Annotated in this window: 16 protein-coding genes; 7 read left to right on the plus strand and 9 right to left on the minus strand. The window is 57.7% G+C overall.

Annotated elements, in window-relative coordinates; all coding sequences use genetic code 11:
- Positions 1–42: 42 nt before the first annotated feature.
- The 8 genes from alaS to mltB form a co-directional block, all read right to left on the minus strand.
- Positions 43–2,670: an alanine--tRNA ligase gene (gene alaS / locus HV355_RS06115; RefSeq protein ID WP_182401283.1), complete on the minus strand. Its 2,628-nt coding sequence runs from the start codon at positions 2,668–2,670 to the stop codon at positions 43–45.
- Between the two features lie 131 nt (positions 2,671–2,801).
- Positions 2,802–3,302 carry a recombination regulator RecX gene (gene recX / locus HV355_RS06120; protein WP_010434398.1) on the minus strand — a complete coding sequence of 167 codons (501 nt, stop codon included), beginning with the start codon at positions 3,300–3,302 and terminating at the stop codon, positions 2,802–2,804.
- 68 nt (positions 3,303–3,370) lie between these two features.
- Positions 3,371–4,429: a recombinase RecA gene (recA, locus tag HV355_RS06125; protein WP_028014189.1), complete on the minus strand. Its 1,059-nt coding sequence runs from the start codon at positions 4,427–4,429 to the stop codon at positions 3,371–3,373.
- 89 nt (positions 4,430–4,518) lie between these two features.
- Positions 4,519–5,016: a nicotinamide-nucleotide amidase gene (pncC, locus tag HV355_RS06130; protein ID WP_042713547.1), complete on the minus strand. Its 498-nt coding sequence runs from the start codon at positions 5,014–5,016 to the stop codon at positions 4,519–4,521.
- A gap of 129 nt (positions 5,017–5,145) precedes the next feature.
- Positions 5,146–6,024 carry a metal ABC transporter substrate-binding protein gene (locus HV355_RS06135; RefSeq protein ID WP_182401774.1) on the minus strand — a complete coding sequence of 293 codons (879 nt, stop codon included), beginning with the start codon at positions 6,022–6,024 and terminating at the stop codon, positions 5,146–5,148.
- Between the two features lie 14 nt (positions 6,025–6,038).
- Positions 6,039–6,899 (minus strand): metal ABC transporter permease, encoded by an 861-nt coding sequence (locus HV355_RS06140; protein ID WP_010434409.1) that lies wholly within the window; start codon positions 6,897–6,899, stop codon positions 6,039–6,041.
- On the minus strand, positions 6,896–7,549 hold the full coding sequence (locus HV355_RS06145) for an ATP-binding cassette domain-containing protein (protein WP_182401285.1): 654 nt from the start codon (positions 7,547–7,549) through the stop codon (positions 6,896–6,898). Before HV355_RS06145 ends, HV355_RS06140 begins: the two co-directional genes overlap by 4 nt.
- Positions 7,550–7,862: 313 nt before the next feature.
- Entirely contained in the window at positions 7,863–8,963 is a 1,101-nt protein-coding gene (mltB, locus tag HV355_RS06150; RefSeq protein WP_174340992.1) for a lytic murein transglycosylase B, read from the minus strand.
- Between the two features lie 252 nt (positions 8,964–9,215).
- Here mltB and srlA point away from each other — a divergent pair, with 252 nt between their 5' ends.
- From srlA to gutQ, 7 genes are all read left to right on the plus strand, one after another.
- Positions 9,216–9,779, plus strand: coding sequence for a PTS glucitol/sorbitol transporter subunit IIC (gene srlA, locus HV355_RS06155; protein WP_182401287.1), 564 nt, complete (start codon positions 9,216–9,218; stop codon positions 9,777–9,779).
- Positions 9,776–10,735, plus strand: a complete 960-nt coding sequence (locus HV355_RS06160; protein WP_023308950.1) for a PTS glucitol/sorbitol transporter subunit IIB — start codon at positions 9,776–9,778, stop codon at positions 10,733–10,735. The genes srlA and HV355_RS06160 overlap by 4 nt, the downstream gene beginning before the upstream one ends.
- Before the next feature lie 12 nt (positions 10,736–10,747).
- Positions 10,748–11,110 carry a PTS glucitol/sorbitol transporter subunit IIA gene (srlB, locus tag HV355_RS06165; protein ID WP_182401289.1) on the plus strand — a complete coding sequence of 121 codons (363 nt, stop codon included), beginning with the start codon at positions 10,748–10,750 and terminating at the stop codon, positions 11,108–11,110.
- A gap of 14 nt (positions 11,111–11,124) precedes the next feature.
- Positions 11,125–11,904, plus strand: coding sequence for a sorbitol-6-phosphate dehydrogenase (srlD, locus tag HV355_RS06170; protein ID WP_148401014.1), 780 nt, complete (start codon positions 11,125–11,127; stop codon positions 11,902–11,904).
- Positions 11,905–11,996: 92 nt separating this feature from the next.
- Positions 11,997–12,356, plus strand: a complete 360-nt coding sequence (gutM, locus tag HV355_RS06175; RefSeq protein ID WP_182401291.1) for a transcriptional regulator GutM — start codon at positions 11,997–11,999, stop codon at positions 12,354–12,356.
- A 63-nt stretch (positions 12,357–12,419) separates the two neighbouring features.
- On the plus strand, positions 12,420–13,193 hold the full coding sequence (locus HV355_RS06180; RefSeq protein WP_010434430.1) for a DNA-binding transcriptional repressor: 774 nt from the start codon (positions 12,420–12,422) through the stop codon (positions 13,191–13,193).
- The gene (gutQ, locus tag HV355_RS06185; RefSeq protein ID WP_029742068.1) at positions 13,186–14,151 is read left to right on the plus strand and encodes an arabinose-5-phosphate isomerase GutQ; all 966 of its coding nucleotides are present in this window, start codon (positions 13,186–13,188) and stop codon (positions 14,149–14,151) included. Before HV355_RS06180 ends, gutQ begins: the two co-directional genes overlap by 8 nt.
- Here gutQ and norR read toward each other — a convergent pair.
- Positions 14,148–15,662 (minus strand): nitric oxide reductase transcriptional regulator NorR, encoded by a 1,515-nt coding sequence (gene norR, locus HV355_RS06190; protein ID WP_108416410.1) that lies wholly within the window; start codon positions 15,660–15,662, stop codon positions 14,148–14,150. The genes gutQ and norR overlap by 4 nt on opposite strands.
- Positions 15,663–15,846 lie beyond the last annotated feature (184 nt).

Below are 15,846 nucleotides of genomic sequence, written 5' to 3' on the forward strand. Positions count from 1 at the left end.
CATAACGTTACCGCTATGGCGTCTGCTTGTGCTTTGTAGTTATTACAGTTTCGCGCTTACCCAGCTTTCAACGCTGGCCAATGCCGCAGGAAGTGCCGCCGCATCCGTACCACCGGCTTGCGCCATGTCCGGACGACCGCCACCTTTGCCACCCACCTGCTGGGCGACCATACCAATCAGCTCCCCTGCTTTGACGCGGTCGGTCACATCCTTAGACACGCCCGCAATCAGAGAAACCTTACCTTCTGCCACTGTCGCCAGCACGATAACGGTAGAACCAAGCTGGTTCTTGAGATCGTCGACCATAGTGCGCAGCATCTTAGGCTCAACGCCCGCCAGATCGCTGACCAGCAGTTTGACGCCCTTAATGTCTACAGCCTTGCTGGAGAGGTTTGCACTCTCCTGCGCCGCAGCCTGCTCTTTCAGCTGCTGCAGCTCTTTTTCCAGCTGACGCGTACGCTCCAGCGCAACGCGCACTTTCTCGCCCAAGTTCTGGCTATCGCCTTTCAGCAGTTGCGCGATGTCGTGCAGCTGATCGCTCTGCGCATGCAGGCTGGCGATTGCGCCTTCACCGGTCACCGCTTCAATACGACGCACACCTGCCGCCGTACCTGATTCGGAAACAATGCGGAACAGGCCGATGTCGCCGGTGCGCGATGCGTGCGTACCGCCACACAGCTCGGTAGAGAAGTCGCCCATGCTCAGCACGCGAACGCGGTCGTCATATTTCTCGCCAAACAGCGCCATCGCACCTTTTTTCTTCGCGTCCTCGAGCTCCATGATGTGGGTCTCGATTGGCAGGTTACGACGGATCTGCGCGTTCACCAGATCTTCCACCGCGCGGATTTCAGACGGTTTCATCGCTTCAAAATGCGAGAAGTCGAAACGCAGCACTTTGTCGTTAACCAGAGAACCTTTCTGTGCAACGTGGGTACCCAGCACGTCGCGCAGGGCAGCGTGCATCAGGTGGGTTGCAGAGTGGTTCAGACGAATGCGCGCGCGGCGTACTTCATCAACGTTAGCCTGTACGCCCTCGCCCACTTTCAGAGAACCGGAAACCAGTTTGCCCTGATGACCAATCGCCTGACCGTATTTCTGGGTGTCGCTAACGTTGAAGCTAAAGCCGTTGCCTTTCAGTTCGCCCTTATCGCCAACCTGGCCGCCGGATTCCGCGTAGAACGGCGTTTTGTCCAGAATGACAACCGCATCCTGACCCGCGCTGATGCTGTCCACGGCTTTACCGTCAACAAACAGGGCGGTCACTTTGCCGGTCAGTTCCAGCGCGTCATAACCTTTGAATTCTGATGCGCCATCAACGCGGATCATCGCGTTATAGTCTGCGCCGAAACCGCTGGATTCACGCGCACGACGACGCTGTTCTTCCATCGCGGCTTCGAAGCCCGCTTCGTCAACTTTGATGTTGCGCTCGCGGCAGACGTCTGCCGTCAAGTCAACCGGGAATCCGTAGGTGTCGTACAGGCGGAAAGCGGTTTCGCCATCCAGCGTGTCGCCTTTAAGCTTCGCCAGTTCTTCGTCCAGCAGCGCCAGACCGCGCTCCAGGGTACGAGCAAACTGTTCTTCTTCAGTTTTCAGAACCTGTTCAACCTGCGCCTGCTGGCGTTTCAGCTCATCACCGGCAGCACCCATCACGCCAATCAGTGGCCCAACGAGTTTATAGAAGAAGGTGTCCTTCGCGCCCAGTATGTTGCCGTGACGGATGGCACGACGAATGATACGACGCAGCACGTAGCCACGGTTTTCATTCGACGGGATAACGCCATCGGCAATCAGGAACGCGCAGGAACGAATGTGGTCTGCGATAACGCGCAGCGATTTGTTGCTGAGGTCGGTCGCACCGGTCACTTCTGCAACGGACTTGATCAGCGTGCTGAACAGGTCAATGTCATAGTTGGAGTTAACGTGCTGCAGCACTGCGGCAATACGTTCCAGACCCATACCGGTATCAACGGACGGCTTCGGCAGCGGCTCCATGGTACCGTCAGCCTGACGGTTGAACTGCATGAAGACGATGTTCCAGATCTCAATGTAGCGGTCGCCATCTTCTTCAGCGCTTCCCGGAGGGCCGCCCCAGATGTGGTCGCCGTGATCGTAGAAGATCTCGGTGCACGGACCGCAAGGACCGGTATCCCCCATCTGCCAGAAGTTGTCAGACGCATAAGGTGCGCCTTTATTATCGCCGATACGAATAATACGTTCGCGTGGGATACCGACTTCTTTTTCCCAGATTTCGAACGCTTCGTCATCGGTTTCGTAAACGGTAACCCACAGACGCTCTTTCGGCAGGTTGAACCAGTTTTCACCGGTCAGCAGTTCCCATGCGTACTGGATAGCATCGTGTTTGAAGTAGTCGCCGAAGCTGAAGTTACCCAGCATTTCGAAGAAAGTATGGTGACGCGCGGTGTAACCGACGTTTTCCAGGTCGTTGTGTTTACCGCCCGCACGCACGCAACGCTGTGAGGTTGTGGCGCGGGAATAATTACGCTTGTCGAGACCAAGGAAAACATCCTTGAACTGGTTCATCCCGGCGTTGGTAAACAGCAGAGTCGGATCATTGTTCGGTACCAGGGAGCTGCTGGCAACAACCTGGTGTCCCTTACTATGGAAAAAGTCGAGAAACGCCTGACGGATCTCAGCGGTGCTCTTGCTCATAATTATCCTGAAATCAAGCTAACGAAATGTCGCAGCAGGTCTGTATCGGTAAACCGTTGGACAGACCAGCTACTGGAAAAAGTGGGAATAAGATAAGTTTTCTTGGGTGGGAAGTAAAATCCCGCATGCGTTCAATCGGCAAAATTACGCCAGATATCCTGAATATCTTCCATCAGAAAGCCGCGGTAGAGCAAAAAGCGTTGGATTTTGACTTTTTCTGAAAATTCACGCGGCAGCGGTTCACCGTATTTCCGAATCGCCTGTTCTTTTGCCAATTCGCACCAGTCGGTATCGCATTCGCGCATCGCTTTTTCAATCGATTCACGGGCAACCCCTTTCTGGTTCAGCTCCTGCCGAATGCGCGCGGGCCCGTATCCTTTGCGGCCACGGCTGGCGAGAAAGCGAGAAGCAAAGCGCTCGTCGTCAAGATAGTGATGCTCATAGCACCAGGCGATCACGCGGTCGTAATCTTCTGCTGTGGCATCAATGTCTTCCGGTCCGTTTTTGCTCATCACGGGTGCAGACAGTTTTCGCCGTAGCTCTTGTTCGCTGTGGTCACGCACGGCAAGGATGCGCACCGCACGGTCCAGTAAGCGTGCATACGCGGGTCGACGTGATGTGGATTCACTCATAAAAAACCTGCAGATTCAGAAATGCAAAAAGGGCCGCATCAGCAGCCCTTCATCTTTACACGAGAGACTTAAAAGTCTTCGTTGGTTTCTTCAGCATCCGCGGCGTCCACCACGAAATCAGGTTTGGAGTCCTGGTTATTCAGCAGAAGCTCACGCACCTTTTTCTCAATCTCTTTCGCTGCAGCCGGGTTCTCTTTCAGCCAGGAGATAGCATTAGCTTTACCCTGACCAATTTTGTCACCGTTGTAGCTGTACCATGCGCCCGCTTTTTCAATCAGCTTTTCTTTCACACCCAGATCAACCAGCTCGCCGAGGAAGTTGATGCCTTCGCCGTAGAGGATCTGGAACTCAGCCTGTTTAAACGGCGCGGCGATTTTGTTCTTCACAACCTTCACGCGGGTTTCGCTACCGACCACGTTCTCGCCCTCTTTCACCGCGCCGATACGGCGGATATCCAGACGGACAGAAGCGTAGAATTTCAGGGCGTTACCACCGGTAGTGGTTTCCGGGTTACCGAACATCACACCAATTTTCATACGGATCTGGTTGATGAAGATCAGCAGCGTGTTGGACTGCTTCAGGTTACCGGCCAGCTTACGCATCGCCTGGCTCATCATACGTGCCGCGAGGCCCATGTGAGAGTCACCGATTTCACCTTCGATTTCCGCTTTTGGCGTCAGTGCCGCAACGGAGTCGACGATGATCACGTCAACCGCACCAGAACGCGCCAGCGCGTCACAAATTTCCAGTGCCTGCTCGCCGGTATCCGGCTGGGAACACAGCAGGTTGTCGATATCAACACCCAGTTTACGGGCATAGACAGGGTCCAGCGCGTGCTCAGCATCGATAAACGCACAGGTTTTACCTTCGCGCTGCGCCGCTGCAACAACCTGCAGGGTCAGGGTGGTTTTACCCGAGGATTCCGGTCCGTAGATTTCTACGATACGGCCCATCGGCAAACCGCCAGCGCCCAGTGCGATATCCAGAGAAAGCGAACCGGTGGAGATAGTTTCCACGTCCATGGAACGGTCTTCACCCAGGCGCATGATGGAGCCTTTACCGAATTGCTTTTCGATCTGGCCCAGTGCTGCCGCCAACGCTTTCTGTTTGTTCTCGTCGATAGCCATTATTACTCCTGTCATGCCGGGAGAAGCGACTGCGCTTCACCGTGGATTTCTGTTCTGTTGGTGCAATTATACTGTATGGTCATACAGTATCAAGTATTTTGTAGAAATTGTTGCCAGAGCGTTTTCAATGCGTATTCCGTTGCCTGGCGACGTACGCTTTCGCGGTCGCCGCTGAAGCACTCCCGGCGGGTGATCCCCTCGCCTTTGGCGGTGGCAAAACCAAACCAGACGGTGCCGACAGGCTTCACGTCGCTGCCGCCGTCCGGGCCCGCAATGCCGCTAATGGAAATCGCGTAATCTGCCCGCGCCTCTTTCAGCGCGCCAATGGCCATCTCAATCACCACCGGTTCGCTCACCGCGCCATGCTGTTCGAGTGTCGATTCACGCACGCCAATCATCTGTGCTTTAGCTTCGTTACTGTAGGTCACAAAACCGCGTTCAAACCAGGCGGAACTCCCGGCAATGTCGGTAATCACTTTGGCAACCCAACCGCCAGTACAGGACTCTGCCGTTGTGAGGGTCGCACCACGCTGTTTCAGCGCCAACCCTACCACTTCGCTAAGCTGCATCAATTCATGGTCAGTCATTCTCGCTCCAGGCTTCGGAAAAACGTGCTGCACAAGATAGCACTTTCTCGTTAGATATGGGGATGAGCTTGCGGTTTTACGAGGGGGCTTCAGAAAAAAGCCGATGCAGGCGCACCGGCTCTGGACATGTTATTTCATGCTGTTCGCAATCGTATCGACATTGTGACGAAACGCCTTAACGTAGGTATCTGCTACGCCGCCTTTTGACGACAGCGCTTCCGGGTAGAGTTCGCCGCCCGGCTGCGCACCCGTGGCGCTGGCAATCTGTTTCACCAGTCGCGGGTCAAGCTGGTTTTCCATAAACCAGGTTTTTACGCCGTCGGCTTTTATCTGATTAATGATCTCAGCCACCTGCGCCGCGCTGGCCTCGCTCTCTGACGACAGCCCCTGCGGGGCAATAAACGTCACGCCGTAGGCGCGACTGAAATAGCCGAACGCATCATGGCTGGTCAGCACCTTGCGCTTATCCTTCGGGATCGCGCTAAAACGCGTTTTGGCCCAGCTATCCAGCTGGTTAAGCTGTGCGATATAGGGTTTTCCGGAAGCTTCCAGCGCAGCTTTATCTTCCGGGTCAGCTTTCACCAGCCCGTCCAGAATATTTTGTGCATACAGCGCCCCGTTCGCCGCGCTGTTCCACGCGTGCGGATCGGTCACGGTTTTTCCCTCTTCCTCAAGCGTGTGGGTTTTCACCCCGGTCGACGCCACCACCAGTTGGCCTTTAAATCCTGAGGCCTTCACCAGCCGGTCGAGCCAGCCCTCCAGCCCCAGACCGTTGACCACCACCACATCGGCCTTATTCAGCGCCGCGCTGTCTTTCGGTGACGGTTCGAAGGTATGCGGGTCGCCGTCCGGCCCTACCAGCGTCGTCACTTTCACGTGGTCTCCTCCCACTTCCTGAGTCAAGTCACCCAATATTGAAAAACTGGTCACCACGTTGAGCGTTTTCGCCATCACACCGTGCGACATCATCCCCAGCGCGAGCGCCACAGCTAACCCTGTACGTTTCATCATTTCCCCTTGCGTTAAAAAAGCGCCCGCAGGCTGCCAGCCAGCCTGCTGCGCGTACCAAATAAAACAGAGATAAAGAACAGCGCGCTGGCGGTGAGCACGATGGATGGCCCCGCAGGCAAACTCGCCGCCCAGGAAAGGCTGAGCCCGAGCCACGCACAGAAAATACCGCTGATGCCCGCCATCAATAACAACCCAGGTAACGTGCGTACCCAGCAGCGTGCTGCCACTGCGGGAAGCATCATCAGCCCGACGGCCATCAGCGTGCCAAGCACCTGAAACCCGGCCACCAGGTTAAGCACCAGCAGCGCCAGAAACAGTCCATGCAATAAGCCAGGTAACCCGCGAGCATTCACCTGCAGCCAGGCGGTATCAAAGGCCTCTGTCACCAGCCCGCGATAGAAAATCGCCAGCGTGATAAGCGTGACGATGCATACGCCGGTGACGAACAGCGCGGCGTCGTTGTCTACCGCAAGAATGGAGCCAAACAGCAGATGCAGTAGATCGACATTCGAGCCGCGCAGCGAGACCAGCGTGACGCCCAGCGCCAGCGAGCCAAGATAAAATCCGGCAAAGCTGGCATCTTCTTTGAGCGGCGTGCGGCGGCTGACCAGACCGGCCACCAGCGCCACGGTAATTCCCGCGATAAAACCGCCAATACTCATCGCCAGCAGCGACATTCCGCTGAGCAAATACCCCACGGCGACACCCGGCAAAATGGCGTGAGAAAGCGCATCCCCCATCAGGCTCATCCGACGCAGCTGAAGAAACACGCCGAGCGCGGTGGTACTGACGGAGAGCGCCAGGCAAACCACCAGCGCGCGGCGCATAAACCCGTATTCGATAAACGGCTGGAAAAATGTATGCCAGATCATGCCACCCTCACCCGTTCGGTTTTCCACTGGGGAACGTCAGCATCCAGCCGTAAGGTTTGCGGGAAGTGGCGCGACACGCGCTCGCTGTCGTGTAAAACCGCGAGCAGCGTTTGCCCCTGCATATACATCTCCAGCATCAGGTCCATCAGCACGTTGCAGGTGGCTTCATCGACCCCGGTAAAGGGCTCATCCAGCATCACCAGCGGCGCCTGCTGCACCAGGACGCGTGCAAACAGCATGCGCTGAAACTGTCCGCCGGAGAGTTCATCGATGGTGGATAACGCCATGGATCCCAGCCCGACGCGCTCAAGCGCGCTGGCAATCCGCAACCGCGTCTCGCGACGAAAACCGGAAAAAAGCGATATGCGCGGCCAGCAGCCCATGCTTACTACGTCCTGTACGGTCAGCGGAAACTGTGCCTCCAGCGCGTGACGCTGTGCCAGCCAGCCGATTACCGGGCGCTTACCCTGCCAGCGGAAGCCGCCGCTGACGGGAGGAATAAACCCTGCCAGCGTTTTCAGCAGCGTCGATTTCCCGCAGCCGTTAGCGCCGATAATGGCGGTCATGCTCCCCCGTTCGATCACCCCCGAAAGAGGATGCGTAACGGGCTGGCGGTCATAGCCCGCGACCAGTTCGTTCATCACGATCATGGCAATGCCACCGCCCAGCGCACGGCCAGCCCGATAAAGACAACCAGCACCAGCGCCAGCAACAGCCGAACCAGAGCAGACAGAGAAAAAAGGGACGTTGACATTTTGATACCGAATTTAATGTTATAACATAACAATAATGAAAGACGGTTAAGATGTAAATGGCGGGTTTGAAAAGGGAGTGTGGCGAAATGTTTCTGCAAAACGTCCCTCTCCCATGGGAGAGGGTCAGGGTGAGGGCATCAGACCGCACCGTGCATGCAGCCATGCCGGGTGGCGGCGTTGCCTTACCCGGCCTACCCGTCGGAGCGGCTTACTGACTAAACGGCGACGCTGCCGGCACGCGAGCCTGCGATACCGCCAGCCCCAGCTGCCATACGGCCATCGCATAGTGAGTGCTGTGGTTATAGCGGGTGATGGTGTAGAAGTTCGGCATGCCGTACCAGTACTGATACCCGGTTCCCACGTCCAGACGCAGCAGGCTCACCTGCTCGACATTGCCCAGCGGCTGCGTTGGCGTTAAGCCTGCCGCTGTCAGCTGTGCAACGCTGTATTTGGTTTTGAAGCCGTTTTCCAGACCAAACGCCTCGCCGTTTGCCTGCACCGCAACTTGCCCACCCGGCGTCCAGCCGTGCGCTTTAAAGTAGTTCGCCACGCTGCCGATGGCATCCACCGGATCCCACAGGTTAATATGACCATCCCCGTTAAAGTCGACCGCGTACTGCTTATAGGAGGACGGCATAAACTGGCCATAGCCCATCGCGCCGGCAAACGACCCTTTCAGATCCAGCGGATCGTCCTGTTCGCTGCGCGCCATCAGCAGGAAGGTTTCCAGCTCGGAAGAGAAATACTCCGCGCGGCGCGGGTAGTTAAAGGAGAGCGTCGCCAGCGCGTCGAGGATGCGGGTTTTACCCATCACGCGGCCCCAGCGGGTTTCCACGCCGATGATCCCGACGATGATTTCAGGCGGTACGCCGTACACCTGCCACGCGCGGTTGAGCGCATCTTCATACTGATTCCAGAACACCACGCCGTTTTGCACGTTGTCCGGGGTAATAAACTGTTTGCGATAGCGCAGCCACGCGCCGTTTGGCCCGGTCGGCACCTGTGCCGTCGGTGCCTGGCGGTCCATCAGGCGCAGCACGTAGTCCAGACGCTTGGCCTGAGACAAAATTTCGTGCAGCTGCTGTCTGTCAAAGCCGTGTTTGCTCACCATTTTATCGATGAACTGTTCGGCCGCCGGGTTATTGGCGAAGTCGCCGCCCATCTGCATCATATTATGCTGCGGCTCCAGCAGGAATCCTCCGGAAGGCGCACCCGCCGTTTGCTGAACGGCTTCGGTCTTAGGTTTGCTACTACAGGCAGACAGCAGAATAAGCGCAGGCAACAGCGCTGCATAACGACGCTTGAACATGAGACATCCATTTAACGGGTTCGATAAGAACCCAGTATGGTAAAGCATCCGCAACACCTCAAGGAAGCGGTACGCACTCCCCCAACGCAAATCCGCGCTTTTTTCCACCGATAACCATTGCCCCCATCAATAAACTTTCAAAATAATCTATTTGTCTTTCATTGCGAGATCTAATTAACACTTTAAAACCTTTCAAAGTGATTATTATTAGCCTGTCAGACAAAAACAAAAAAGCCCCCACAGGAGAGAAGAATGATAGAAACCATCACCCACGGCGCCGAGTGGTTCATCGGGCTGTTTCAGAAAGGCGGAGAAGTGTTCACCGGCATGGTGACCGGGATCCTGCCCCTGCTGATCAGCCTGCTGGTGATCATGAACGCGCTGATCAACTTTATCGGCCAGCAGCACATTGAACGCTTCGCCCAGCGCTGTGCCGGGAATCCGCTGTCCCGCTATCTGGTATTACCGTTCATCGGCACCTTCGTGTTCTGTAACCCGATGACCTTAAGCCTCGGCCGCTTCATGCCGGAAAAGTACAAGCCGAGCTACTACGCCGCCGCCTCCTACAGCTGCCACTCCATGAATGGCCTGTTCCCGCACATCAACCCCGGAGAGCTGTTTGTCTATCTCGGGATCGCCAGCGGTCTCACCACCCTTGGCCTGCCGCTCGGCCCGCTGGCGGTGAGCTATCTGCTGGTCGGCTTGGTCACCAACTTCTTCCGCGGCTGGGTGACGGACCTCACCACCGCCATTTTTGAGAAAAAAATGGGCATCCAGCTTGAACAGAAAGTCCATCTTTCAGGAGCCACAGCATGAACCGGATCCGCATTGAGAAAGGCACGGGCGGCTGGGGCGGCCCGCTGGAGTTCGACGCCACCGAAGGCAAAAAGATCGTTTACATCACCGCGGGCACGCGCCCGGCGATCGTTGACAGGCTGCGTGAGCTGACCGGCTGGGAAGCGGTCGACGGCTTTAAGGAAGGCGAACCGCCGGAGGCGGAAATCGGTGTGGCGGTGATCGACTGCGGCGGCACGCTGCGCTGCGGTATCTATCCGAAGCGCCGAATTCCGACGGTGAATATTCACTCCACCGGAAAATCCGGCCCGCTGGCGCAGTACATCCTTGAGGACATTTATGTCTCAGGCGTGAAAGAGGACAACATCACGCTGGTAAATGGCACTGCCGCGCCGCAAAAAGCGGCCCCGCGCGAGTACGACACCAGCAAGAAAATCACCGAGCAGAGCGACGGCCTGCTGGCGAAGGTCGGGATGGGCATGGGTTCCGCCGTGGCGGTGCTGTTCCAGTCCGGGCGCGACACCATCGACACGGTACTGAAAACCATCCTGCCCTTTATGGCGTTCGTCTCGGCGCTGATCGGCATCATCATGGCGTCCGGCCTGGGCGACTGGATTGCCCACGGCCTCGCCCCGCTCGCCAGCCACCCGCTCGGGCTGGTCACGCTGGCGCTGATCTGCTCCTTCCCGCTGCTGTCGCCGTTCCTCGGCCCTGGCGCGGTGATTGCCCAGGTCATCGGCGTGCTGATTGGCGTGCAGATTGGTCTGGGGAACATCCCTCCGCACCTCGCCCTGCCCGCCCTGTTTGCCATTAACGCCCAGGCAGCGTGCGACTTTATCCCCGTTGGGCTGTCGCTGGCCGAGGCGCGCCAGGACACCGTGCGCGTAGGCGTGCCGTCCGTGCTGGTGAGCCGCTTCCTGACGGGCGCGCCGACGGTGCTGATTGCCTGGTTTGTCTCCGGCTTTATTTATCAATAAGAGGTTCCTGCGATGACCGTCATTTACCAGACCACCATTACCCGCATCGGCCAGAGCGCGGCCGACGCGCTGAGCGACCAGATGCTGATCACCTTCCGCGAAGGGGCGCCTGCGGATATCGAAGAGTTTTGTTTTATCCACTGCCACGGCGAGCTGAACGGTGAGCTGAAGGCAGGAAGCCAGCTGGAGCTGGGCGAAGCGCGCTATGCCGTCACCGCCGTTGGCGACGTGGCCGAGCAAAACCTGCGCGAGCTGGGCCACATCACCCTGCGTTTCGACGGCCAGTCGCAGGCCGAATATCCCGGCACGGTTCACGTAGCGGGCCCGGTTCCGCAGGCTGTCACCCCAGGCTGCACGTTAAAATTTGTTGCGTAATTAAGGAGAAACACATGAGTCAGGTTGCCGTTGTCATTGGTGGGGGACAAACCTTAGGCGAGTTCCTCTGCCGTGGGCTTGCCGCAGAGGGTTACCGCGTGGCGGTAGTGGACATTCAGAGTGAAAAAGCCGCCCGCGTGGCGGACACCATCAATACCGAGTTTGGCGAAGGGATGGCGTACGGGTTTGGTGCCGACGCCACCAGCGAGCAGAGCGTGATGGCGCTGGCCCGCGGCGTGGACGAAATTTTTGGGCGTACCGATCTGCTGGTCTACAGCGCCGGGATTGCGAAAGCGGCCTTTATCAGCGATGTCGAACTGGGAGACTTTGACCGTTCGCTGCAGGTGAACCTGGTGGGCTATTTCCTCTGCGCCCGCGAGTTTTCCCGCCTGATGATCCGCGACGGCATTCAGGGGCGCATCATTCAGATCAACTCAAAATCAGGGAAGGTAGGCAGCAAGCACAACTCCGGCTACAGCGCGGCGAAGTTTGGCGGCGTGGGGCTGACGCAGTCTCTGGCGCTGGATCTGGCCGAATACGGCATTACCGTTCACTCGCTGATGCTGGGCAACCTGTTGAAATCGCCGATGTTCCAGTCCCTGCTGCCGCAGTACGCCACCAAGCTCGGCATCAAGGCTGAGGAAGTGGAGCAGCACTACATCGATAAAGTGCCGCTGAAGCGCGGGTGCGATTATCAGGACGTGCTGAACATGCTGCTGTTTTACGCCAGCCCGAAAGCCTCGTACTGCACCGGGCAGTCGATTAACGTCACCGGTGGGCAGGTCATGTTCTAAGTCCCTTCCCCGGTGGCGCTGCGCTTACCGGGGCTACAATACCCGTAGGCCGGGTAAGGCGCAGCCGCCACCCGGCATTGAAGGAGTGAAATATGGTAACCGCACTCATCACCGTCGCCGCCCTCGCCTGGCTGTGCCAGACGGCGTTTGGCGGCTGGCAAATCCACCAGTTTAACCGCGCGTTTGATGCCCTGTGCCAGAAAGGTCGCGTCGGGGTCGGGCGTTCCGGCGGACGCTTCAAACCGCGCGTGGTCGTCGCCGTTGCGCTGGATGAAAACAATAACGTCTGCGATTCCCTCATCATGCGCGGTATGACCGTCTTCGCCCGTCCGGTGAAAATCCAGGCAATCAACGGCATTTCGCTGCAGGAATTACGGCCTGATGTGATCTTTCCCCATGATCCACTCTGTCAGAATGCACTATCATTAGCGCTTAATCTGAAACATGGATAATTTCGTTGTGAAAGCTATAGACTTGCGAAATTATCATTTCGCAACCTAAGGAACGAAGCGCCTATGAAACCTCGTCAGCGGCAGGCGGCCATTCTCGAACATCTGCAAAAGCAGGGAAAATGTTCGGTAGAGGATCTGGCCCACTACTTTGACACCACCGGCACGACAATACGCAAGGACCTGGTATTGCTCGAAAACTCTGGCGCCGTCATTCGAACCTACGGCGGCGTGGTGCTCAATAAAGACGAAGCGGACCCGCCTATCGATCACAAAACGCTGATCAATACCCACCAGAAAGCGCTCATTGCCGAAGCTGCCGTAAAATTTATCCAGGACGGTGATTCCATCATTCTGGATGCAGGCAGTACCGTCCTGCAGATGATCCCGCTGCTCAGCCGCTTTAACAACATCACGGTGATGACCAACAGCCTGCACATCGTCAACGCCCTGTCGGAGTTCGACAGCGAGCAGACCATCCTGATGCCCGGCGGCACCTTCCGCAAAAAATCGGCGTCGTTTCACGGCCAGCTGGCGGAGAATGCCTTCGACCACTTCAGCTTTGATAAACTCTTTATGGGCACCGACGGCATCGACCTGAACGCGGGCGTGACGACGTTCAACGAGGTGTTCAGCGTCAGTAAAGCGATGTGCAACGCCGCGCGGGAAGTGATTTTGATGGCAGACTCGTCGAAGTTTGGCCGCAAGAGTCCCAACATTGTCTGTAGCCTTGAAAGCGTTGATAAGCTGATTACCGACGCGGGTATCGACCCGGCGTTCAAGAAAGCGCTGGAAGAGAAAGGAATCGACGTGATCGTAACCGGAGAAAGAGATGAGTGATTTTCTGTTAGAAACGGGCCGCCAGACGCTGATGCTGGAACTGCAGGAAGCCAGCCGCCTGCCGGAACGTCTGGGCGAGGATTTTGTCCGCGCGGCCAACACCATTATCCACTGCGAAGGCAAAGTGATCGTGGCGGGCATCGGTAAATCTGGTCATATCGGCAAAAAGATTGCCGCGACGCTCGCCAGCACCGGCACCCCGGCGTTCTTTGTGCATCCGGCAGAAGCGCTGCATGGCGATCTCGGGATGATTGAAAGCCGCGACGTGATGCTGTTTATCTCCTACTCCGGTTCGGCCAAAGAGCTGGACCTGATTATTCCACGCCTGCAGGAAAAATCGGTCGCCCTGCTGGCGATGACCGGGAAATCCCGCTCGCCGCTGGCGCTGGCCGCCAAAGCGACGCTGGATATTTCCGTTGAGCGTGAAGCCTGTCCGATGCACCTCGCCCCGACCTCCAGCACCGTTAACACCCTGATGATGGGCGACGCGCTGGCGATGGCGGTGATGCAGGCGCGCGGCTTTAACGAAGAAGATTTCGCCCGTTCGCATCCGGCAGGTGCGCTCGGCGCACGCCTGCTCAATAAGGTTCACCACCTGATGCGCACCGACGATGCCATTCCGCAGGTCAAACTCGATACCAGCGTCATGGACGCGATGCTGGAGCTCAGCCGCACCGGTCTGGGGCTGGTTGCGGTCTGCGATGACAACGGGAGCGTCAAAGGCGTGTTCACCGACGGCGACCTGCGCCGCTGGCTGGTGGGCGGCGGCAGGCTGGAAACCAACGTGTCGGACGCCATGACCAAAGGCGGGCTGACGCTCAACGCCGAGAGCCGCGCCATTGAAGCCAAAGAGGTGCTGATGAAGCGCAAAATCACCGCCGCTCCGGTGGTGGATGATGCCGGCAGGCTGTGCGGTGCTATCAACCTGCAGGATTTTTATCAGGCCGGAATAATCTAGCCCTTCAGTCCCAGACGCTTCGCCAGCCTGTGCAGGTTGGCGACGTCCATCTCCAGCGCCCGGGCGCACGCCGCCCAGCTGCGGTTATTCTGGTCCAGCGCGCGGGTAATCATCTGACGCTGAAACGCCTCCGTGGCTTCACGCAGATTTTCATTCGCTATCTCTGGTGCCGCCTGCGCGACAGCCGGTGCGGTTTCATCCTGAAACGCAAAATGCCGCGCGTGGATCACTACCTCGTCACCCGAGCGCGTCGCACGCGCCAGCACCACCGCGCGGTGGATCGCATGCTCCAGCTCGCGTACGTTGCCTGGCCAGCCGTAGCTCAGCAGATGCGACCTCGCCCCCGGGCTCAGCACCACGCGGGAAAGCCCCATCCTGAGACGGCACTGCTCGCAGAAAAAGCCCGCCAGCAGCACCACGTCGTCCCCGCGCTCGCGCAGCGGCGGCACGGTAAGCGGGAACACGCTCAGGCGATGGAACAGGTCGGCGCGGAACTGCCCTGCCAGCACCGCTTCACGCAGGTCACGGTTGGTGGCCGCCAGCACGCGAACGTCCACTCTGTGGCTGCGGTCATCCCCTACGCGCTGGATGTCGCCGTACTGCAACACGCGCAGCAGCTTGGCCTGCAGCGACAGGGAAAGCTCGCCGATTTCATCCAGAAACAGCGTGCCGTTATCCGCCATTTCAAACTTGCCGCTGCGGTTGCTGATGGCCCCGGTAAACGCCCCTTTAACGTGACCAAACAGCTCGCTTTCCGCCACGCTCTCCGGCAGCGCGGCGCAGTTGAGGTACACCAGCGGGTTCACCGCGCGCGGCGAGGCTTCGTGAATGGATTTCGCCACCAGCTCCTTACCGGTGCCGGTTTCCCCGAAGATCAGCACGTTTAAATCTGAGGCGGCAACAATCTCAATCTCTTTTTTGAGCTGCGCCATGCCCGGAGAAAGGCCGATCATCTCCGTGTGCGTTACCTGCTCAAACGCCGCCGGGCTGCCGGGAAGAATGTTCTGGCTCTCCAGCTGTTCAATCAGCAGGGCATTGTTCAGCGCCCCGGCGGCCAGGGCGGCAATCAGGCGCAGCTCTTCATCGCTAAAGGTGTCGAACTGGTCCGGCGACAGGCCGTCGAGGGTCAGTGCACCAATCAGGTTTTGTCCGGCAAACAGCGGCAGGCCGATACAGGCGTGCACCTTCAGGCTCTCCTGTCCGGGAATAAGCCCGTCGTACGGGTCAGGCAAATCGCTGTCCGCCGGGAAGCGCACCACGTCACCCGCGCGGGCGATAGTTTCCAGACGCGGATGGCCTTCAAGGGTAAAACGCCGCCCGAGCACGTCCTTCGCCAGCCCGTCGATAGCCAGCGGAATAAACTGCCGCCCTTCATAGCGCAGCAGCGCCGAGGCGTCACACGCCAGCACGTGGCGCAGCGTGGAGATCAGCCGCTGAAAGCGGTCCTGATGGCCGATACCGGTCTGCAGCTCAATGGCGATCTTCGCCAGCACGTCTACGGAAAAGCTCATATTGACCTCGCTGTCATTTTGACAATGCATGTTGTCATATTGACACTTTTTTTGATAGTCAAAATGACTACCCACTACGGATCATAAAAATATTAATCAAGCAAAATCAATAAATTAAAAGTTGGCACGCAACTTGATATAGGCAAACCATCTTTTTTAAACATGCTGTATTACGTAGAGGTTG

It is taken from the genome of Enterobacter sp. RHBSTW-01064 (assembly GCF_014103035.1).
In the GTDB taxonomy this organism is placed as follows: domain Bacteria; phylum Pseudomonadota; class Gammaproteobacteria; order Enterobacterales; family Enterobacteriaceae; genus Enterobacter; species Enterobacter mori.